Below are 20,740 nucleotides of genomic sequence, written 5' to 3'. Positions count from 1 at the left end.
GTTCTTGGGGGGTCGGGGGTGTTGTATCGTTGTCCCCGTTGCGCGGTCCCGTCGTCTAGCGGCCTAGGACGCCGCCCTCTCAAGGCGGTAGCGCGGGTTCAAATCCCGTCGGGACTACAACGCAGAAGGGCCCCGGATGTTCATCCGGGGCCCTTCTCCTTTGGTCAGAGCCTGTTCTGCAGGCCTTCCGCCGCTGCCAGCAGGTCTGCGGCCCAGCGGGCACCCGGCCGGCGGCCCATGCGGTCGATCGGGCCCGAGACCGAGATCGCAGCGACCACCGCGCCCTGGTTGTCCCGCACCGGCGCCGAGACGCTCGCCACGCCCGCCTCGCGCTCCGCCACGCTCTGCGCCCAACCCCTGCGGCGCACCTCCAGCAACGTGCGTTCCCCGAAAACCGCCTCCGCGAGCACCGCGCGCTGCGTCGCCGGGTCCGCCCACGAAGCCAGGACCTTCGCGCCCGACCCCGCCGTCATCGACAGAGCCGTGCCCACCGGGACCGTGTCCCGCAAACCGCTCGGCGGCTCCGCCGTCGCTATGCACAAGCGCTGCATGCCGTCCCGGCGGTACAGTTGAACGCTTTCACCCGTGACATCCCGGAGTTTGGGCAGCACCGTGGACGCCGCCTCCAGCAGCGGATCCACCGCGCCGCCGGCCAGCTCCGCCAACGCCGCGCCAGGCCGCCACCGGCCGTCCGAACCGCGGCGCAACAGGCGATGCGTCTCCAGGCCCACCGCCAACCGGTGCGCAGTCGCCCGGGGCAGCCCCGTGCGGCCGCACAGTTCCGCCAGGCCGCACGGCTCCTGAGCCACCGCCTGCAGAACGGCCACTGCCTTGTCCAACACTCCGATGCCGCTATGCTGTCCCACGTACCGATACTAACTTCCCGGCATCTGGGAAGTCCACTCTGTGGGAGAGACCCCTTCCTCGGGTCTCGGCGCGCTCGACTGGGAGCAGTGATGGGAAAAACGCTCGCGGAGAAGGTGTGGGACGCGCACATCGTGCGCCAAGGTGAAGGGCACGAGCCCGACCTGCTCTACATCGATCTCCACCTGGTGCACGAAGTCACCAGCCCGCAGGCCTTCGAAGGGCTCCGGCTGGCCGGCCGCGAAGTGCGGCGCCCCGACCTGACGATCGCCACCGAAGACCACAACGTCCCCACCGTCGGCCTCGATCTGCCGATCGCGGACCCGGTGTCGCGGACCCAGGTCGAAACGCTGCGCAAGAACTGCGCGGAGTTCGGCATCCGGCTGCACCCCATGGGCGACGCCGAGCAGGGCATCGTCCACGTCGTGGGCCCGCAGCTCGGCCTCACGCAGCCCGGCACCACCGTCGTCTGCGGTGACAGCCACACCTCCACGCACGGCGCGTTCGGCGCGCTGGCCTTCGGGATCGGCACCTCCGAGGTGGAGCACGTGCTGGCCACCCAGACGCTGCCGCTGAGGCCGTTCAAGACCATGGCCATCAACATCGAGGGCTCGCTGCGCCCCGGCGTGACGAGCAAGGACGTCATCCTCGCCGTCATCGCCAAGATCGGCACCGGCGGCGGCCAGGGCTACGTGCTGGAGTACCGCGGCGAGGCGGTGCGCCAGCTGTCGATGGAAGCCCGCATGACCATCTGCAACATGTCGATCGAAGCCGGTGCGCGGGCGGGCATGATCGCGCCCGACGACACGACTTTCGATTACCTCCGGGGGCGCCCGCACGCCCCCGAGGGCGCCGACTGGGACGCCGCCGTCGAGTACTGGAAGACGCTGCGCACCGACGACGACGCCACCTTCGACGCGGAAGTCACCCTCAACGCCGACGAACTCACCCCGTTCGTCACCTGGGGCACCAACCCTGGCCAGGGCCTGCCGCTGGGCGAGAACGTGCCCGACCCGGAGGCCATCGTCGACGAGGGCGAGCGCTTCGCCGCCGAAAAGGCGTTGGCCTACATGGGCTTGACCGCGGGCATGCCGCTGCGCGAGGTGCGCGTGGACACCGTCTTCCTGGGCTCCTGCACCAACGGCCGCCTGGAGGACCTGCGGGCCGCCGCTGAGGTCATCAAGGGCCGCAAGGTCGCAGGCAACACCCGGATGCTCGTGGTCCCCGGCTCGATGAAGGTGCGCCTGCAGGCCGAGAGCGAAGGGCTGCACGAGGTTTTCACCGCCGCCGGAGCGGAATGGCGTTCGGCCGGTTGTTCGATGTGCCTGGGCATGAACCCGGACCAGCTGGACCCGGGCGAGCGCAGCGCCTCGACCTCCAACCGCAACTTCGAGGGCAGGCAGGGCAAGGGCGGTCGTACCCACCTGGTTTCGCCGCTGGTGGCGGCGGCCACCGCGGTGCGCGGGACGCTCTCCTCGCCCGAGGACCTCGACTGACCACCCCTCCCCGAGCTCTCTACCACCAGGAGCAGTGACGATGGAACCGTTCAAGACGCACACCGGGGTCGGCGTCCCGCTGCGCCGGTCCAACGTGGACACCGACCAGATCATCCCCGCCGTGTACCTCAAGCGGGTCTCCCGCACGGGCTTCGAGGACGCGCTGTTCGCCGCCTGGCGCGGTGACGAGGAGTTCATCCTCAATCAGGAACCCTTCTCGTCCGGCAGCGTGCTGGTCGCCGGACCCGACTTCGGCACCGGGTCCTCCCGCGAGCACGCGGTGTGGGCGCTGAAGGACTACGGCTTCCGAGTGGTCATCTCGAGCCGTTTCGCGGACATCTTCCGCGGCAATTCGGGCAAGCAGGGCCTGCTGGCCGCCCAGTGCGAGCAGTCCGATGTGGAGCTGCTCTGGAAGCTGCTGGAGACCGAGCCGGGTACCGCTGTCACGGTGGATCTTCAGGAACTCACCGTCCAGGCCAAGGACCTCACGGTGCCCTTCAGCATCGATGACTACACCCGCTGGCGGCTGCTGGAAGGGCTCGACGACATCGGTTTGACCCTGCGCCACGCCGAGACGATCGACACTTTTGAGGCTGGGCGCCAGAGTTTCAAGCCCGCCACCCTGCCTGCCCGCAAGGGCTGAGGCTTCCCCCGCGTCGGGGCGGGTTTTTCCTTTCACAGCAGGAGAAATCCGTCCCGATCGGGACAACTGAACAGTTGCTCCAAGCACTGCGCGGACCCCGTTGCCCGGACTCGAATGCCCGCGCCCCAACGAAAAAATGGGGCGTGGCGAATGGCATTTGTTGTTCCGGGGCTTTACCGTTGACATTGAGTCGGCCCAACGGGGCCGTTGTTGTGTCCTGGGAGGGACTGAAGTGAACAAGGCCCAACTGATCGAGGCTCTGGCAGAACGCCTCGGAGACAAGAAGACCGCCAGCCAGGCCGTTGAAGACGTCGTCGACATCATCGTTCGCAACGTCAACAAAGGCGAGAAGGTCAACATCACCGGTTTTGGCGTTTTCGAGAAGCGCGCTCGCGCGGCTCGCGTCGCCCGAAACCCGCGCACCGGTGAGAGCGTGAAGGTCAAGAAGACCAACGTTCCCGCGTTCCGCGCCGGCACCCAGTTCAAGGAAGTCGTCGGCGGCCAGCGGAAGCTCCCGCGTGCGACGACCTCCGGCAAGGCTGCCACCACGCGCGGCGTGACCACGCGCACCGCCTCGGCGAGCAAGACCACGACCGCTCGCAAGGCCACCACCACGCGTGCCGCGGCCACCAAGACCGCCACCCGCACCACGGCGAAGGCCGCCCCCGCCAAGGCTTCGACGGCCAAGGCCACCAAGCCGAGCACCGCCAAGGCCAGCACCACGAAGGCTGCGCCGAAGCGGGCCACCACCACCAAGGCCAGCACGGCCAAGGCGACCCCGGCGAAGTCGGCCACGTCCAAGCGGGCCAGCACCGCCAAGGCCAGCACGACCAAGGCGGCGCCGAAGTCCACCGCGAAGACGACTCGCCCGGCCACCAAGAAGGCCACGACGACGCGCAAGTCCACCAAGAAGTGATCGCTCGCTTCGACGGCGAGCTTCAGTGGGCCGAGCGGGCGGCGGCATAGCCCCCTTCCCGGGGGCGTGCCGCCGCCCGCTCAATGCTGTGGGAAAAGGCGAAAACCCGCCGCCTCAGGCGCGGCGGGTCGCTTTCCCCCTCCGGCTGCTTTCGCGTGCGGGCGCTTCAGGCGCTCGCAGAGCGCCGGAACGCGGTCGGCCGAGCCCCTCGGCCGAGACGCCCGTGACGGCGCTGTGCGGCGCGATCAGCGCCCTGCACGGGTTCTTCGCGCCCGGGCCAGCGGATCCGGAAGGTAGTCCGCCGCCGCGAGCCGCAGTCCGGGCGCCTTGCCGTCATCGGTGCGCTCGTCCGGCCGGAAGGACAACGTCCACACGCTGCCCTTGCGCGAGGCCACCTCGTCCAGCCGCAGCCCGGCCGAATCGGCCAGCCGCGTCACCAGATCCGGGATGACGCCTCCCTGGCTGGACACCACGCTGGTGCCGCCCTCGGCCGCCACCTCCAGCAGCGCTCGCACGCCCGCCTGCGGATCGGCTGAATAGACCTCCTCGGAGAACAGCGGTTCGCTCACGATGTCGATTCCGCCGTCACCGGCCACCGGGGCCACGGTTTGTTCGCAGCGCACGCGCGGAGCCGAATAGATCCGGGAAGGTGCGAACAACGGCAACAGGGAATGCAATGCGTCCCGTTGTTTGCGGCCCGCTTCGCTGAGCGGACGAAGAGCGTCATCTCCGGACCATTCGGATCGCTTGCCCGCTTTCGCGTGGCGAACCAGCAATACGGTCGCCGTTTCCTCGCGGGACTCGTCGAATGCGTCGAGGACTCGCGCATCGTGCGGATAGCTCAACTCCGCACGCGCCTGCTCCAACGGCAGCCAGCGGAGTTCGTCCACTTCGTCGTTGGGCGTGAACTCGCCGGCTCGCAGGCGTGCGGAGAAGTAATCGACGATCTTCGGCGCGGATTCGCCCGAGCGAGCCGGGACCGCGTAGCGCGCCTGCGCGAGCGGGCGCCCGAGCACGGACGAAAACCCGGTCTCCTCGGCGACCTCGCGGACCGCCGCCTGCGCGGGCAGCTCACCCGGGTCGAGCTTTCCCTTGGGCAGCGACCAGTCGTCGTACCGGGGGCGGTGCACCAGCGCCACCTCACGGCCCTCGGCGCCGGGCCGCCACAGCACAGCTCCCGCCGCGCGCACGAGCGCGGGCACCTCGACCGCTTCGGCAACCGGGATGTTGTCGGTCACGCTCTACTTCCTCAACAAGCCTGGGAACGGTTTCCTAAGACACCTTGGCGCCGTGGCCGGACAGCATCTCGGTCTGGTGGTCGCGGACCTGCTCGCCGCTGCGCGGGGAGGCTTCCCAGTCTCCCTTGGCGTTGAGCACCCAGCAGCGCGTGGAGGGGTGCAGCGCGGAATCCAGCATCGCGTCCATCTGCGCGGTCAGCTTCGCGTCGGTGACGCGGACCTGGACCTCGATGCGGCGGTCCAGGTTGCGGTGCATCATGTCGGCGCTGCCCAGCCAGTGCTCGTCGATGCCGACGAAGTGGAACACCCGCGAGTGCTCCAGGAACCGCCCGAGGATCGACCGCACCTCGATGTACTCGCTGAGACCGTCCACGCCCGCCTTGAGGGCGCAGATGCCGCGCACCACGACCTGCACCGGCACACCGGCCAGCGAGGCGCGGTAGAGGGCGTCGATGATCTGCTCGTCGACCAGCGAGTTCACCTTCATCCGGACGCCGCAGCTCAAACCCTGCCTGGCGCGCTCGATCTCGGCCTCGACCCGCTCCACGATCCCGTTCCGGATGCCCTGCGGCGACACCAGGATGCGGCGGTAGTCGCCGTGCCGGGCGTAGCCGGTGAGCACGTTGAACAGGTCGGTGAGGTCGGCGCCGATCTCCGGGGACGCCGTCAGCAGGCCCAGGTCCTCGTAGATGCGCGCGGTCTTGGGGTTGTAGTTGCCGGTGCCCAGGTGGCAGTAGCGGCGGATCGTCGAACCCTCCTGGCGCACCACGAGCGAGGTCTTGCAGTGCGTCTTGAGCCCGACCAGGCCGTAGACGACGTGCACGCCCGAGCGCTCCAGGGTGCGCGCCCACTGGATGTTGGCCTGCTCGTCGAAGCGCGCCTTGAGCTCCACCAGGGCCACGACCTGCTTGCCGGCCTCGGCGGCGTCGATGAGCGCGTTGACGATCGGTGAGTCGCCCGAGGTGCGGTACAGGGTTTGCTTGATCGCCAGCACGTGCGGGTCGGCCGCAGCCTGCTCGATGAAGCGCTGCACCGAGGTGGAGAACGAGTCGTAGGGGTGGTGCACCAGCACGTCGCCCTCGCGCAGCGTGGAGAAGATGCTCTTGGGCGTCTGACCCTCGGCGAACGCCGGGTGCGTGGCGGGGACGAACGGGGAGTCCTTCAGGTCCGGCCGTTGCAGCTTGTCCAGCTGGAACAGGCAGGACAGGTCGAGCAGGCCCTTGACCTCCACCACGTCGTGCTGGTCGACCTCCAGCTCGCGCAGCAGGAGTTCGAGCATGTTCTCGCTCATGGTGTCGGTGACTTCCAGGCGCACCGGCGGACCGAAGCGGCGGCGCGCGAGTTCGCGCTCCATCGCCTGCAGCAGGTCCTCGTCGCGGTCCTCCTCGACCTCCAGGTCGGCGTTGCGGGTGACGCGGAAGATGTGGTGCTCGGAGACGCGCATGCCCGGGAACAGCTTGCTCAGGTGCGCGGCGATGAGCTCTTCCAGCGGCAGGAACGTCGCGAGCTCGTTCTCCCGGTCGGCCTCCACCCGGATCAGCCGCGGAACGTTGTCGGGGACCTTCACGCGAGCGAAGCGGCGCAAACCGGCATCGGGGTCGGTCACCGTCACCGCGAGGTTCAGCGAAAGCCCGGAGATGTAGGGGAACGGGTGCGCCGGGTCGACCGCCAGCGGTGTGAGCACCGGGAAGATGTGGTCCTCGAAGTAGCGGGTGAGCTTGGCCTGGTCGTCCGAGGCGAGCTCGTCCCAGTCGAGGATGCGGATGCCGTGGGCGTCGAGCTCCGGTAGCAGCTCGTCGACGAAGACCCGGCCGAGCTTCTCCATCAGGTCCTGGTTGCGCGCGGCTATGCGGACCAGCTGCTCGTGCGGGGTGAGCCCGTCGGCGCTGCGCACCGACAGCCCGGTCTCCTCGCGGCGCTTCAGCCCGGCGACGCGCACCATGTAGAACTCGTCCAGGTTGGACGCGAAGATCGCCATGAACTTCGCCCGCTCCAGGACCGGCTGCGACTGGTCCTCGGCGAAGGCCAGCACGCGCGCGTTGAAGTCGAGCCAGGACAGCTCCCGGTTGAGGTACCGGTCCTCGGGCAGGTCCGTCGTGGCCGCAGCCCTGGTCACAGCGGGCGGCGCCGACGGAACCCGCGCACCGCTGGTGACCGCGGGCAGCGGCCCGGTCGCGTCGTTGCCGGTGGTGTTGCGGCGAGCAGGACGCGGTGTTCGGCTCGCTGCCGCCTTGCCTGCGGAGGAGGTGCGTTTGGCGGGCCGCTTCGGCGACCGGTCGCTGTTCGTGCTCACCGAGCCATTGTCACTCAAAAAACCGTTTCAGATCGAGCAACGAGGCCTTTGATCTGATGTTCGTCCGAACACAGCGGAACCTCGCGTGACGTGCGGAAGGGAACCTCTCTGCCACCCGGGTGACCGGAAGGGACCCTTCCTGCGGGCCGTGGCGGGAGGAGGGGAACTTTCCTGCCACCCGGCGCGAGCGGCTGCTCCGGCGTGCGCAGGGGAACATTCCTGCCACCGGCGCCGACGGTGGGCCTGACGTGCGCAGGGGAACCTTCCGCTCATTCGCCCGGGTCGAGCCGAGCGCTGGTGCGGGGGCCGAGTCCGACGGCTTTCGCCGAGGCCAGGTCGGCTTCGGTGTCGACGTCGCGGCGCAGCGACTCCCACGGTCCGGCGAGGGTTTTGGCGCCTGACTCGCCGTGGGCCTCGGCGGAGCCCGGGCCGAAGCGGGGGTCCAGCGGCTGGTCGGGTTCGGCCAGCAGGAGGGTCGTGCCGTCTCCCGAGAGGTCCGGGCAGTACGAGCGGTCGGTTCCCGCCGCGCGCAGCGCCCAGCCGAGCTCACCGGAGCGCAGCGCGGGCAGATCCGCCTGCAGCGCGCCGACGCGGAACGTGCCCCGGGCGCGCAGCACCTCGTCGCCGTGGCGCAGCGCGGCGTTGAGCCCGTCGGCCGGGTCGTCGGGCAGCACCTCGACGCCGAGAGCGGTGAACGCCGCGGTCAGCGCGGGATCGGAGGAGACCACCACCACTCCCGCGACGCCGCGGGCGCGACGTGCGGCGGCGACGGTGTCCATCGCCATCGCGGTGACCAGCTCGACGTGCCCGGCCGATCCGCGGCCGGCCAGCAGCCGGGATTTGGCCCGAGTCAGCGGCTTGAGCGGTACCAGCAGGTGCACCCCGTCGGTCTCGGGCGTGTTCTCGGTGGTCACGGGAACCATCTTGCGTCAACGTCCGCCGATGCGGTGGAGGGCTTCCCAAGTGCCGCCTGGTTGACGAGGCTGTGGCCGGGGCCGGGTAATTTGACTGGCGCTCGAGATCTGGAGGAGAAGCCGTGGCGGAATCGAGAAACCTCCGACGCCAGCGGAGGACGACCAGCGAGAAGGCACACGGGATGGGCATCTTCTGGCTGGGCCTGGCCCGCTGGGTGTTCTACCCGCTGACGCACTTGCTGGCGCGCGTCCGCGTGCGCGGGGCGCACAACATCCCGGCTGAGGGTGGGGCGCTGCTGGTGCTCAACCACGTGTCCCACCTCGACCCGATCTTCGACGCGGTCACCGTCCACCGCGCGGCTCGGGTGCCGCGCTTCATGGCCAAGAACAGCCTGTGGAACGTGCCGGTGCTCAGGAACGTGCTGGTGGGCGTGGAGCAGATCCCGGTCTACCGGGGCACCGCGGACGCGCAGAAGAGCCTGCGCGACGCGCACGCGGGCCTGGAGAACGGCAAGGTCCTGGTGATCTACCCGGACGGCACGATCACCAAGGACCCCGACGGCTGGCCGATGACGCCGAAGGTGGGTGTGGCCCGGCTGGCGCTGGCCAACGACATCCCCGTCATCCCGGCCGCTCGCTTCGGCACCCGCGAGATCTACGACCACTACAACAAGAAGTTCCGGCCCTTCCCGCGCAAGACCGTGAACTACGTCATCGGTGAGCCGCTGGACCTGTCGGCCTACCGCAGCGAGAACCCCGACGTGGAGACGATCCGCGAGGTCACGAACTTGGCGATGAGCCGGGTTCGGGAGCTTCTCGGCGAGATCCGCGAAGAGCAGCCGCCCGCCGGGTTCTACGCCCCGGCTCGCAAGAAGAAGGGCACCGATGGCGCAGCCTGAGCGGATCGCGGTGCTGGGCGCCGGATCCTGGGGGACCACGTTCGCGAAGGTCCTCGCCGACGCGGGCAACGACGTCTGCCTGTGGGCCCGGCGTCCGCAGGTGGCGGCGGAGATCAACGAAACCCGCTGCAACGACTCCTACCTCCCCGGCATCACGCTGCCGGAGCGGCTGCGCGCCACCGATGACGCCGCCGAGGCGGTGCACGCCGCGGAATTCGCGGTGCTGGCGGTGCCCAGCCAGACGCTGCGCGAGAACCTCGCCGGGTGGCAGCCGCTGCTGCCGCAGGACGTGACGCTGGTGAGCCTGGCCAAGGGCGTCGAGCTGAGCACGCTCAAGCGGATGAGCCAGGTCATCGGCGAGGTCGCCGACGTGCCGATGGAACGGGTCGCGGTGGTGTCCGGGCCGAACCTGGCCAAGGAGATCGCCGCCGGTCAGCCCACCGCGACGGTGGTGGCCTGCTCCGACGAGGAGCGGGCGGTGGCGTTGCAGAAGGCGTGCTTCACGCGGTACTTCCGCCCGTACACCAACACCGACCTGGTGGGCATCGAGATCTCCGGGGCCTGCAAGAACGTCATCGCGCTGGCCTGCGGCATCGCGGCCGGGCTCGGTTTCGGGCACAACACGATGTCGTCGCTGATCACGCGCGGTCTGGCGGAGACGACGCGGCTCGGCGTCGCGCTGGGCGCGGACCCGATGACCTTCGCCGGGCTGGCCGGTCTGGGCGACCTGGTGGCGACCTGCGCGTCGCCGCTGTCGCGCAACCGGACCTTCGGCGAGCGGCTGGGCAGGGGAGAGACGGTGGTCCAGGCGCAGGAGGCTGCCCACGGCCAGGTGTCGGAGGGCGTGAAATCCTGCTCGTCGATCCGTCAGCTGGCAGCCCGGCACGGCGTGGAGATGCCCATCACCGACGTGGTGCACCGGGTGTGCCACGAAGGGCTGGAGCCGGGGCCTGCCGCTGCGGAGTTGTTGGGACGCGAGCGCAAGGCGGAGTGATCCGGTCCGGGCGCTCGCGTCGATCGCGAGTGCGGGAGTGACCACAGTGGATCTTGGGGATTTCGGCGACGGAACGCGCGTGGTGCACGGCGGGCACCCGGAACCGGAGGCGGGCGCGCCGCTGCTGCCGGGGCCGGTGTTCGCCGCGCCGTACCACCTCGGGGAGAACGGTCCCAGCGGTGATTTCTACGGCCGCGCGGGCAATCCCACCTGGCGCGGGCTGGAATCGGCGATCGGCGAGCTCGACGGCGGGCACTGCGTGCTGCTGCCCTCGGGCATGGCCGCGATCAGCACCGTGCTGCGTTCGGTGCTGCGGGCCGGCGACAAGCTGGTGCTGCCCTCGGACGGCTACTACGCGTCGCGGCAGCTCGTCAGCGACGAGCTGACCGAGCTGGGCTTGGACGTGCGCGAGATCCCCACGCCCGGCCCGTGGACCGACGAGGTCTTCGAGGGCGCGCGTCTGGTGCTGCTGGAAACGCCGTCGAACCCGGGCGGGGACGTCTGCGACATCGCCGAGCTGGCCGAGCGCGCCCACGCGGCCGGTGCGCTGCTGGCGGTCGACAACACGACCGCGACACCGCTGGGGCAGCGTCCGCTGGAGCTGGGCGCGGACATCGTCATCGCCAGCGACACCAAGGCCCTGTCCGGGCACAGCGACATCCTGCTGGGGCACGTGTCGGTCCGCGACGAGGAGCTCGCGAACCGGCTGCTGCGCGCGCGTTCGCTGTCCGGTGCGATCCCCGGGCCGTTCGAGACGTGGCTGGCGCACCGCAGCATGGGAACTCTCGACCTGCGGCTGTCCCGGCAGGCCGAGAACGCCGCCGCGCTCGTCGACGCCCTCGCCGACCACCCGGCGGTGACCGGTCTGCGCTGGCCGGGCTGGTCGCAGGACCCGGCGCACGAGCTGGCGAGCCGGCAGATGCGCCGCTTCGGCGGGGTGTTCCGCTTCGAGCTCGCCGACGCCGACGCGGTCCAGTCCTTCATCGCGAAGAGCCGGTTGGTCGTCGCGGCCACCAGCTTCGGCGGCCTGCACAGCACGGCCGACCGCCGAGCCCAGTGGGGCGACCCGGTCCCGGAGGGCTTCCTCCGCTTCTCAGCAGGCTGCGAAAACCCCCAGGACCTCGTCCAAGACGTCCTCCAAGCCCTCTCCTGACCATCACCCGTCCCACCTGACCCGTCCCGACCACTCCTGTCCCACCCGCACCTCATCCCGGTCGCGGCGGGACGGATTACTCCGGTATTCCGGGTCCTGATTACGGCGGTATTCCGGGTTTCCGGACCGGACACCGCCTGTGATCGGTACCCGGAATACCGCCGTAATCGGGGTTGGGCGACGGAACACTGCCGTAATCAGGTTCCTGAATACGGCCGTAATCGGGTCGCCTCACTCCAACGGGTGTGAAGTGGGTCGCGGGTCGTGGGCGGTGGGAGTGGGAGGTGGTTGACGGCGGAGTGGGGGACTGGTTGAGTGCGTGGCGTGTTGAAGCGCGCGTTCATCGGCCGACGGGGTCACATCGACCTGCACCGCGTCGCCAGCGCGCTCTGTTCGTGTTCTTCGTGTTGATCGATCTCATCCGCCTCCCGGGTTGATCGCGGCGTCCTCTCGCGCCTGCGCCCCGGGGTTCGTTCACGATCTCCGAAGGACTTCACCGTGTTCGCCGTTCCGCCCAACACCCTTGCCGCGCCCGCTGACCTGAGCATCGCGCACCCGGCCCGCATCGCCCGCGAGTTCGCCGCCGACCGCGAATCCTGGGCGCACCTGCTGCGCTACGACGCCGAGGAGCGCTGGGCCGGGCTGCTCGCCCGCACCGACGCCTACGAGGCGTGGCTGCTGAGCTGGCTGCCCGGCCAGCACACCGATCTGCACGACCACGGCGGCGCCACCGGCGCTTTCACCGTCGTGCAGGGGAATCTGACCGAGCGGGTCGCCCGTCCCGGCAACTCCGAGGTGCTGCACTCGCTGACCACCGGCCAGTCCCGGGTCTTCGGCCCGAACTACGCCCACCAGGTCAGCAACCTCGGCGTCGACCCGGCGGTGACCATCCACGTCTACCGCCCGCAGCGGGCGAACCGCACGATCCGCGGCTGATCCGCTCAGGACCGCCGCAGAACGTGCTCGGGCACGGGCAGTTCCGCGATCAGGTCCGCTGAAGGCACCGGTGCGCCCCAGCTCCGGTGCAGCGGGAGCACGCCGGCCCACGCCTCGTTCGCCTCCACGTCCTCGGCGTCGTCGCCCGGGTCGCCGGTGCGGATCTTCACGGCGGCCTCGGTGAGGTCCAGCGCCAGGACGGCGGTGGCGGCGAGCTCCTTCTTGTTGGGTCGGCGCGCGTAGTCCCACGATCCCGGCGCGAGCTGCTCGGTGATCACCCGCAGCCCTTCCCACCGCTCGGCGGGGTCCTCGACGTGCCGGACGCGTCCGTGGATCACCGCCGAACGGTAGTTGATCGAGTGGTGCATCATCGACCGCGAGTAGACGACGCCGTCCACGTGGGTCACCGAGACGCACACCTCACCGGCTTCCCGGAGGCTGCGCGCCCCGGTCGATCCGTGCAGGTAGAGCGTGTCGCCGCGACGCCCGTAGCCGGTGGGCAGCACGCGCGGCGAACCCTCGACGACCAAGGCCAGGTGGCAGACCAGCCCGGCGTCGAGGGTGGCGTGGAGTTCGCCGCGGTCGGTGCGCGCCCGCTCGGCGCCTCGGCGGATGGTGGACCGTTCGGTGGGGGAGAGCTGCGAAGTCACGTCCCCAGCCTCACCTGAGAAGTGGCATCATCGAAGTGCCAATCAGGGAGAATTCCGAAATGCCACATGACGTGCCCGCGGCCAGCTCACCGCTGCTGGAACTGGCCATCGACCTGCACCGGGACGGCGATCTGCCGCTCGCGGTGCAACTGGCCGACGCGTTGCGGCACGCGGCCACCATCGGCCAGCTGCGCGGCGGCGACCGGTTGCCCTCGACGCGCGCGCTGGCCCGTCACCTGGCCGTCAGCCGCACCGTGACCGCCGCCGCCTACGAGCAGCTGCACGCCGAGGGCTGGATCGTCGGGCGGCGCGGTTCGGGCACCTACGTCACCACCAGCCCGCCGGGCGCGCGCAGCGACGCCGTGCCGCCACCGGTCCTGCAGCACCGGCACGCCGAACGCCCGATGATCGTGCTGGTCCCCGGGGTTCCGTGGGCCGACGGCATCGACCGCGCCATCTGGCGCCGGGCGTGGCGCGCCGCCGCCGACACCGCACCCGATCTGCGCCCGCAGCGGGCGGGCCTGCTCAGCTACCGCGAGGCGGTCGTGGAACACCTGCTGCGCCACCGCGGTCTGGTCGTCGGCGGCTGGACGCCGGAGAACGTGCTGGCCACCGGTGGCACCAGCACCGCGCTCGGTGAGCTCGCCGCCGCCGTGCTGCCGCGCGGGGCGAAGGTCGCCGTCGAGGAACCCGGCTACCAGCGCGCGGTCGGTGCGCTGAAGACGGCCGGCATCGAGGTCGTGCCCGCGCCGGTCGACCACTCCGGTCTCGTCGTCGACGACGTCCCGAGCGACGTGGCGGCCGTCTACTGCTCACCGGCGCACCAGTTCCCGATCGGCGGGAGGCTCCCCGCCGAACGACGCATCGCGCTCATCGAACGCGCCCGCTCCGAGGGCTGGTTGATCGTCGAGGACGACTACGACGGCGAACTCCGCTACGACGTCGCGCCGCTGCCGGTGCTGGCCTCGATGGCGCCGGACGTCGTCGTGCACCTGGGCACCACCAGCAAGATCCTCACCCCGACGCTCGGGGTCGGCTGGATGCTGGCCGCCGAGAAGATCACCACCGCCGTGCAGCGGCACCGCGAGCGCATCGGCGTCGGCCCGGCTGCCGCCGGGCAGCGCGTGCTGGTGGAACTCGCCCGCCACGGAGACCTCGGCAGGCACCTGCGGCGGCTGCGGCGGGAGCTGTCGCAGCGCCGCGCGATCGTCGTCGAACGCCTCGCCGCCGAAGGCGTGAGCGTCTTCGGCGACCGCGCGGGCGCCCACGTCGTGCTGCCGCTGCCGGACGCCGAGACCGAGCAGCGCGTCGTCGACGAAGCGGCGGAGAGGGGGATCGTCCTCGACGGGCTGCGACGTCACCACGACGGTCCGCAGCGGTGGCACGGACTCGCCCTCGGCTACGCCGCCTGCACCCGCGATGAGCTCGAAGCCGCGCTGCCGGTCGTGGCGAGGTTGTGCCGAACCGGCGCGTGACCGCATCGTGTCGCAGGCGGTAGGGCTTCGTAGAACGACGCGTGCTCGCGCGAGGTATGGTCCGGCGCATGACTTCGCGCAAGACCCGGGTGGCCGTCGTCTTCGGCGGGCGCAGCACCGAGCACGGCATCTCCTGCGTGTCCGGCGGTAGCGTGCTCGCCCACCTGGACCAGGACCGTTTCGAGATCGTGCCGGTCGGCATCACTCAGGAAGGCGCCTGGGTGCTCGGCACCGACGACCCGAAGCAGCTGGAGATCCGGGACCGCAAGGAACCCCAGGTGGTCTCCGGCACCGCGCTGGCCCTGCCGGGCGACCCGACCCGCCAGGAACTCGTGCTGCTCGAACCGGAGAGGGGCGGCGAGGTCCTCTCCGGCGTCGACGTCGTCTTCCCGGTGCTGCACGGCGCCTTCGGCGAGGACGGCACCATCCAGGGCCTGCTGGAGATGGCCGACGTGCCCTACGTGGGCCCGGGCGTGCTCTCCAGCGCGGTGTCGATGGACAAGGAGTACACCAAGAAGCTGCTCGCGGCCGAAGGCATCGAGGTCGGCACCTACGAGGTGCTGCGCCGGGGCCAGGAGACGCTGACCGAGGCGCAGCGCGACCGGCTGACCCTGCCGGTGTTCGTCAAGCCCGCGCGCGCCGGTTCGTCGCTGGGCATCACCAAGGTCACCGATTGGGCCGACCTGGACGCCGCGATCGCCGAAGCCCGCCGCACGGACCCGAAGGTCATCATCGAGACCGGTGTGGTCGGGCGCGAGATCGAGTGCGGCGTCCTGGAGTTCCCCGACGGCCGCGTCGAGGCGTCGCAGCCCGCCGAGCTGCGGGTCACCGGTGAGAGCGACTGGTACGACTACGAGTCGAAGTACCTCGACGACGTCACCGAGTTCGACCTGCCCGCCAAGATCAGCGACGAGCACACCGCCGAGCTGCGCGACATGGCGGTGCGCGCCTTCGCCGCGCTGGAGTGCCAGGGACTCGCCCGCGTCGACTTCTTCCTGTCCGACGAGGGCAAGCTGATCATCAACGAGGTCAACACGATGCCGGGCTTCACCCCGATCTCGCTGTACCCGCGGATGTGGGCGCACAGCGGCATCGACTACCCGGCGCTGCTGACCACGCTGGTCGACACGGCGCTGGCGCGAGGCACCGGCCTGCGCTGAACCAGACACGAGAAGGCCGTCCCCCACTTCGGTGAGGGACGGCCTTCTCGCGTCGTGAGCTGGTCCCCGACTTCCACTGAAATCGCGTCACCCCCGGGGCAGGCCCCTGACTTCCACTGAATTCCGGTTCCCGATTTCCACTGAAATCCGGTTCCAGGCGCGCGGAGTCCGCGGAGCGGGTCGGGTTCGGCCGCCCGCTCCGGCGGGCGAGCTCCTACGGGAAGACGGGCTGCTTGGGGAGTTTCCCGCCGATCAGCTTCGACAGGTCCTGCAGCGGGCCCGTTCCGATGTCGGCCGGGGCGCTCAGCGCCACGTAGACCGGCCGGTCCACGGCCAGCCACGAGGAATCGCCGCCCTGGTTGATCTCCAACCAGCTGACCCCGGAGACGTCCATCAGCTGCGAGGTCGGGGTCAGCTCGGCGGGCGCGTCGATGCCGCAGCGCACGGTCACCGGGTCGTGCTCGGCGTCGCCCCAGGCGACGGTCGCCGCCGGTGCGGGCTCGGCCAGGGGCCTGCGCGGCACCTGGGCACCACCGATCGACAGCTGCGCGGGCAGCGCGGACATCACCGCCGCGCACTCCGGGGACTGCGCCTCGGGGGCCGGGATCGGTGCCGCCGCCAGCGGACCGGTGCGACGGGCGGCCTCGGCGGCCGCGGTCTCCTGACGGAGCCGGTGCTCGCCGTACCAGCCGTAGACGCCGACACCGGCCACGCCCGCGGCCAGCAGCACGCCGAGCGCGATCGCGATGATCAGAACCGGCCTGGGAACGCCGGAATCCTCGTGCTCAACCACGCCGTCCATCACAGCACCACGCCGCGAACCGGCCCGAACAGGGGTTCCTCAGAGGTGAACCACCGGACAGGTCAGCGTGCGCGTGATGCCCTCGACGTTCTGGATCTTCGCGACGACCATCTTGCCGAGCAGGTCGACGTTCTCGGCCTCGGCGCGCACGATGACGTCATAGGGACCGGTGACGTCCTCGGCGCTGATGACACCTTCGGACCCTGCGATCTCGCCGGCGACGGCGGCTGCCTTGCCGACCTCTGTCTGGATGAGGATGTATGCCTGTACCACGGCGTGCCCCTTCGTCTAGCCCGTGTGCTCGGGGTAGGAAACTGGCAGAAAGCTACCCCATCTGACCGAGCTGATGCTCAAGGAAGGAAGGTCCCAGTTGGGTCCTGACTCGTCCCAGGAACCACAGACCATTTCCCAGGTGGGTGAGTTCAATCTCATCGATCGAGTGACAGCTGGTCGTCATCAGTCGCCGGGCACGCTCCTCGGCCCGGGTGACGACGCCGCCGTGCTGGCCGCTCCCGACGGTCGCGTGGTGGCCAGCACCGATGTGCTGGTGGAACAGGTCCACTTCCGCTTCGACTGGTCCACACCGCACCAGGTGGGCCGCAAAGCGGTCGCGGTGAACCTCTCCGACATCAACGCCATGGGCGCGGTGCCCACGGGTCTGCTGGTCGGTCTCGGCTGCCCGCCCGACACGCCCGCGACCGTGGTCGACGAGCTCGCCGACGGCCTGTGGGAAGAGGCGCAGCAGGCCGGGATCGGGATCGTCGGCGGCGACATGGTGTCGTCACCGTCACTGACGATCTCGATCACAGCCCTCGGCGACCTGCAGGGCAGGGAACCCGTCACCCGCTCCGGCGCGCGTCCGGGTGACGTCGTCGCGGTGGCGGGCAGGCTCGGCTGGTCGGCGGCGGGGTTAGCCGTCCTGGGGCGAGGATTCCGCTCCCCGGTCGCCGTCGTCGGCGCGCACCGCGTGCCCGAACCGCCCTACGGCGCCGGACCGCAGGCCGCCGTTGCCGGTGCCACGTCCATGGTGGACACCTCCGACGGGCTGCTGGCCGACCTGGGCCACATCGCCACCGCCTCGAAGGTCGCCATCGACCTCCGCCTGGAGCAGGTCGAGGTCCCTCAGCGGCTCACCGAGGTCGCCTCCGCACTGGGGGCCGACGCCCGCCACTGGGTGCTCACCGGTGGTGAGGACCAGGCCCTGATCGCGACCTTCCCCGCCAACCGGCCGCTGCCGCCGGACTTCCGCGAGATCGGCGTCGTCGCGGAGGGTTCGGGCGTGACCATCGACGGCAAGGACTACGAAGGCCCCACCGGCTGGGAGCACTGGCGGTAGGAGCGAAGAGGAGGACGCCCCCCGGATGAACCAGGGGGCGTCCTCGAATGTGGTGGGTTCGGCGCAGTCAGCTCGCCGGGGCCGCCGCGGGGGCGTCCTGCATCAGCGGCTTCCTCGCGGTCTCCTTCATGAGCAGGATCGGCACCAGGGCGATCAGTGCCGCGCCCATCAGGTAGAAGGCGGGGAAGTAGCTGTTGCCGGTGTTGGTCACGACGGCGTCGTTGACCAGTGGCGCAGTGCCACCGAAGACGGCAGTGGAGATGTTATAGCCGACCGAGAAGGCCGCGTAGCGGACCTTGGTCGGGAACATCGCCGGCAGCGTCGCGGCCAGCGGCCCGATCAGCTGCACGTGACCGACGGCCAGCAGCGCCAGGCCGAGGATGGTGGTCAGCACCGTGCCCTGGCCGATCAGCCAGAACGCGGGGACCGGCAGCACCAGGAAGCAGATGGCCGCCGAGATGAACAGCGGTTTCCGGCCGACGCGGTCCGACAGCGCGCCGATGGGCGTGATGATGCACATCATGAACGCGACCGTCAGCAGCAGCGGGACCAGCACCTGGTGCTCCTGCCCGTCGGGCACGTTGAGCGTGTCCGAGAGATAGGTCTCCATGTAGGTCAGGATCGTGTAGTTGGCGACGTTGATCAGGATCACGATGCCCATGAGGATCAGCAGCTGGCGCCACCACTCGCGGACCAGGTCCCGCAGCGGGGACTTGGCGACCTGGTGGGTGTTCTCCAGCTGCTTGAACGCCGGGGTGTCCTCCAGCCTGGACCGCAGGTACAGACCGACGCCGCCGAGCGGACCGGCGATCAGGAACGGGATGCGCCAGCCCCACGTCTCCATGGAAGTGCTGTCCAGTGTGAGGATCAGGATGGTCGGCACCAGCGCGCCGAGTCCGAATCCTACGAGGGTGCCGAATTCGAGCCAGCTGCCCCAGAAGCCGCGCTTGCGGTCGGGGGCGTACTCGGCGATGTAGGTCGCCGCGCCTCCGTATTCGCCACCGGTGGAGAAGCCCTGCAGCAACCGGCACAGCAGCAACAGCATCGGCGCGAAGATGCCGATGGTGCCGTAGGTCGGCAGCAGACCAATGACGAACGTCGAGCCCGACATCAGCAGAATCGTCACCGCGAGGACCTTCTGCCTGCCGATCCGGTCGCCGAGCGGGCCGAAGAACAGGCTGCCCAGCGGGCGGAACAGGAAGGAGATGGCGAAGACGCCGAACGCGGAGACGGTCTCCCACGGACCGGGGAAGAACTGGTGGCCGACATATGCGGCCACATACGCGTAGACGCCGAAGTCGTACCACTCCGTGCAGTTACCGATTGCGGCTGCGCCGACCGCTCGACGCAGCAACGACTTCTGCTCGGCCTCTGATTCGGCTGTTTCCTGAGAAGTCATGAGATGCGGCCCACCTCCGGGTGTTGTCTCCACGGCCGTGGTCGTTTTGGAACTTCGCCAGAACCTAGCCGAGTGGCCAGGGGGAGGCCACCAAAAGCGCGACATCGAGCATTCCCACGTTATTTGCTTTATGCGCCACCGCACGTTCGAAGTGCCGAAACCTGCTCCCGAAGCGTCACTGATTTGACGAGTGCATTTCCGCGATGACGGGCGAAAATGGCTCTTTCGGAGTAGTTCCGATTACGCATGCGGGCAAGGTCGCGATCACCGTTACGTCATCGGTATGTGACGTGTGACACTGTCGAGTGGTTGTGGGGCTGTGCGTGAGGCCGTCGATGTCGATCGCTAACCTGCTCGGCATGGCAGCACGTCCCCTGCACGAAACCGTCGAAGCCGGCTGGGCGGAGGCGCTCGCGCCGGTCGCGGATCAGATCGCGTCGATGGGCGCCTTCCTGCGTTCCGAGGTCGCCGAGGGCCGCACCTACCTGCCGGCCCCGGAGAACGTGCTGCGCGCCTTCCAGCAGCCGTTCCACGACGTGCGCGTGCTCATCGTCGGCCAGGACCCGTACCCGACGCCCGGTCATCCGGTGGGTCTGAGCTTCTCGGTCGCCCAGGGCGTCGCGCCGCCGCGCAGCCTGGTCAACATCTTCCGCGAGTACAGCGAGGACCTCGGTCACCCGAAGCCCTCCAGCGGGGACCTCACGCCCTGGACCGAGCGCGGCGTGCTGCTGCTCAACCGCGCCCTCACGGTCAGCCCGGGCAAGCCCGGCTCGCACCGCGGCAAGGGCTGGGAGCAGGTCACCGCGCAGGCGATCAAGGCCCTGGCCGCGCGCGACGAGCCGCTGGTGGCGATCCTGTGGGGACGCGACGCCCGCGACCTGCGTCCGCTCATGCCCGGCGTGGAGTGCGTCGAGTCGCCCCACCCGAGCCCGATGTCGGCCGACCGCGGGTTCTTCGGATCGAAGCCCTTCAGCCGGGCCAATGAGATCCTGCAGCGCAAGGGCTGGCAACCCATCGACTGGAAGCTTCCGTAGGCTTCGGAACTTCTCAGTGGTCTTGCTGCTCGGCGGTGCGGGTAGCGGAACCTCAGACGCCTTCTGGCTCCGGGATCCGCGACTGATGTATGTCCAATACACGGCGCTGCGGCTGTCCTCACCAGAAGACGTCTGAGAACCCGCGGCGGTGCCGGTTGCTCTGGTCGGGTACTGAGAAAGCACCTTCGGTGCTTGACGTGCCTGGGTCGCGCACGTTGACGTTGGCCCTGAGCAGCAGAAAGCCCCGAGGTTCTATCACCTCGGGGCTCCTAGCTAAGAACACATCCTCAGCCGCGGGCGACCTTGCCTGCCTTCATGCAGGAGGTGCACACGTTCATGCGCTTGCGCTGGGACAGACCGATCTTGGCGTGCACGGTCTGAATGTTCGGGTTCCACCGGCGCTTGGTCTTCCGGTGGGAGTGCGAGACCGAGTTGCCGAAGCCTGGTCCCTTGCCACAGACGTCGCAGACGGCAGCCACGTCAGACACCCCTTACTTTGCTTGACGGTTACAGCGATGAGAGCTCCGCTGTCGTGCCA

General features: G+C 69.7%; 20 protein-coding genes and 1 tRNA gene. 12 read left to right on the top strand and 9 right to left on the bottom strand.

The features are described from left to right. Window positions 1-44: 44 nt before the first annotated feature. Window positions 45-117, top strand: a tRNA-Glu gene (locus tag E1181_RS18860). A 47-nt stretch (window positions 118-164) separates the two neighbouring features. Here the strand turns inward: E1181_RS18860 and E1181_RS18855 are convergent. Then, entirely contained in the window at window positions 165-866 is a 702-nt protein-coding gene (locus E1181_RS18855) for an IclR family transcriptional regulator (RefSeq protein WP_165944032.1), read from the bottom strand. A 90-nt stretch (window positions 867-956) separates the two neighbouring features. On the opposite strand from E1181_RS18855, the gene leuC reads away from it, so the two are divergent. From leuC to E1181_RS18840, 3 genes are all read left to right on the top strand, one after another. Next, complete coding sequence (gene leuC / locus E1181_RS18850) at window positions 957-2,360, top strand: 3-isopropylmalate dehydratase large subunit (RefSeq protein ID WP_132676581.1); 1,404 nt, start codon at window positions 957-959, stop codon at window positions 2,358-2,360. A gap of 40 nt (window positions 2,361-2,400) precedes the next feature. Next, window positions 2,401-3,003, top strand: a complete 603-nt coding sequence (gene leuD, locus E1181_RS18845) for a 3-isopropylmalate dehydratase small subunit (RefSeq protein ID WP_132676579.1) — start codon at window positions 2,401-2,403, stop codon at window positions 3,001-3,003. Between the two features lie 232 nt (window positions 3,004-3,235). Continuing rightward, the gene (locus E1181_RS18840; RefSeq protein ID WP_132676577.1) at window positions 3,236-3,919 is read left to right on the top strand and encodes an HU family DNA-binding protein; all 684 of its coding nucleotides are present in this window, start codon (window positions 3,236-3,238) and stop codon (window positions 3,917-3,919) included. Window positions 3,920-4,164: 245 nt separating this feature from the next. On the opposite strand, the gene E1181_RS18835 is transcribed toward E1181_RS18840, so the two are convergent. The 3 genes from E1181_RS18835 to cofC form a co-directional block, all read right to left on the bottom strand. Then, entirely contained in the window at window positions 4,165-5,157 is a 993-nt protein-coding gene (locus tag E1181_RS18835) for an NUDIX hydrolase (protein ID WP_408010165.1), read from the bottom strand. Window positions 5,158-5,191: 34 nt separating this feature from the next. Then, complete coding sequence (locus E1181_RS18830; RefSeq protein ID WP_207922209.1) at window positions 5,192-7,450, bottom strand: RNA degradosome polyphosphate kinase; 2,259 nt, start codon at window positions 7,448-7,450, stop codon at window positions 5,192-5,194. 269 nt (window positions 7,451-7,719) lie between these two features. Further along, entirely contained in the window at window positions 7,720-8,364 is a 645-nt protein-coding gene (cofC, locus tag E1181_RS18825) for a 2-phospho-L-lactate guanylyltransferase (protein ID WP_235876868.1), read from the bottom strand. 122 nt (window positions 8,365-8,486) lie between these two features. Between cofC and E1181_RS18820 the strand changes: the two genes are divergently transcribed. The 4 genes from E1181_RS18820 to E1181_RS18805 all read left to right on the top strand — a co-directional run bounded on the left by E1181_RS18820 (window position 8,487) and on the right by E1181_RS18805 (window position 12,346). Next, entirely contained in the window at window positions 8,487-9,263 is a 777-nt protein-coding gene (locus E1181_RS18820; protein WP_132676571.1) for a lysophospholipid acyltransferase family protein, read from the top strand. Next, window positions 9,250-10,257, top strand: coding sequence for an NAD(P)H-dependent glycerol-3-phosphate dehydrogenase (locus tag E1181_RS18815; RefSeq protein ID WP_132676569.1), 1,008 nt, complete (start codon window positions 9,250-9,252; stop codon window positions 10,255-10,257). The genes E1181_RS18820 and E1181_RS18815 overlap by 14 nt, the downstream gene beginning before the upstream one ends. A 46-nt stretch (window positions 10,258-10,303) precedes the next feature. Then, window positions 10,304-11,410, top strand: coding sequence for a cystathionine gamma-lyase (locus E1181_RS18810; RefSeq protein WP_408010162.1), 1,107 nt, complete (start codon window positions 10,304-10,306; stop codon window positions 11,408-11,410). A 498-nt stretch (window positions 11,411-11,908) separates the two neighbouring features. Next, window positions 11,909-12,346: a cysteine dioxygenase gene (locus E1181_RS18805; protein ID WP_132676565.1), complete on the top strand. Its 438-nt coding sequence runs from the start codon at window positions 11,909-11,911 to the stop codon at window positions 12,344-12,346. A 5-nt stretch (window positions 12,347-12,351) separates the two neighbouring features. On the opposite strand, the gene E1181_RS18800 is transcribed toward E1181_RS18805, so the two are convergent. After that, entirely contained in the window at window positions 12,352-12,996 is a 645-nt protein-coding gene (locus E1181_RS18800) for a pyridoxamine 5'-phosphate oxidase family protein (RefSeq protein ID WP_207922208.1), read from the bottom strand. 59 nt (window positions 12,997-13,055) lie between these two features. Between E1181_RS18800 and pdxR the strand changes: the two genes are divergently transcribed. Together pdxR and E1181_RS18790 are read left to right on the top strand one after the other, a co-directional pair. Further along, window positions 13,056-14,471, top strand: a complete 1,416-nt coding sequence (pdxR, locus tag E1181_RS18795; protein ID WP_132676563.1) for a MocR-like pyridoxine biosynthesis transcription factor PdxR — start codon at window positions 13,056-13,058, stop codon at window positions 14,469-14,471. Window positions 14,472-14,539: 68 nt separating this feature from the next. Beyond that, complete coding sequence (locus tag E1181_RS18790; RefSeq protein ID WP_132676561.1) at window positions 14,540-15,631, top strand: D-alanine--D-alanine ligase family protein; 1,092 nt, start codon at window positions 14,540-14,542, stop codon at window positions 15,629-15,631. A 214-nt stretch (window positions 15,632-15,845) separates the two neighbouring features. Here E1181_RS18790 and E1181_RS18785 read toward each other — a convergent pair whose 3' ends face one another. Next, the gene (locus E1181_RS18785; RefSeq protein ID WP_132676559.1) at window positions 15,846-16,433 is read right to left on the bottom strand and encodes a DUF3515 domain-containing protein; all 588 of its coding nucleotides are present in this window, start codon (window positions 16,431-16,433) and stop codon (window positions 15,846-15,848) included. 39 nt (window positions 16,434-16,472) lie between these two features. Further along, the gene (locus E1181_RS18780) at window positions 16,473-16,706 is read right to left on the bottom strand and encodes an Lrp/AsnC ligand binding domain-containing protein (protein WP_132625365.1); all 234 of its coding nucleotides are present in this window, start codon (window positions 16,704-16,706) and stop codon (window positions 16,473-16,475) included. Window positions 16,707-16,779: 73 nt separating this feature from the next. Here E1181_RS18780 and E1181_RS18775 point away from each other — a divergent pair, with 73 nt between their 5' ends. After that, complete coding sequence (locus E1181_RS18775; RefSeq protein ID WP_165944670.1) at window positions 16,780-17,769, top strand: thiamine-phosphate kinase; 990 nt, start codon at window positions 16,780-16,782, stop codon at window positions 17,767-17,769. 67 nt (window positions 17,770-17,836) lie between these two features. Here the strand turns inward: E1181_RS18775 and E1181_RS18770 are convergent, their stop codons facing one another. Further along, a complete protein-coding gene (locus E1181_RS18770; RefSeq protein ID WP_132676555.1) occupies window positions 17,837-19,168 on the bottom strand; it encodes an MFS transporter in 1,332 nt (443 codons plus the stop codon). 359 nt (window positions 19,169-19,527) lie between these two features. Between E1181_RS18770 and E1181_RS18765 the strand changes: the two genes are divergently transcribed. Further along, window positions 19,528-20,202, top strand: coding sequence for a uracil-DNA glycosylase (locus tag E1181_RS18765; protein WP_132676553.1), 675 nt, complete (start codon window positions 19,528-19,530; stop codon window positions 20,200-20,202). A 287-nt stretch (window positions 20,203-20,489) separates the two neighbouring features. On the opposite strand, the gene rpmB is transcribed toward E1181_RS18765, so the two are convergent. Then, a complete protein-coding gene (gene rpmB / locus E1181_RS18760) occupies window positions 20,490-20,681 on the bottom strand; it encodes a 50S ribosomal protein L28 (protein ID WP_132625373.1) in 192 nt (63 codons plus the stop codon). Window positions 20,682-20,740 lie beyond the last annotated feature (59 nt).

It is taken from the genome of Saccharopolyspora terrae (assembly GCF_004348435.1).
GTDB lineage: Bacteria > Actinomycetota > Actinomycetes > Mycobacteriales > Pseudonocardiaceae > Saccharopolyspora > Saccharopolyspora endophytica.
This window is presented reverse-complemented; position numbering and strand designations above follow the sequence as displayed.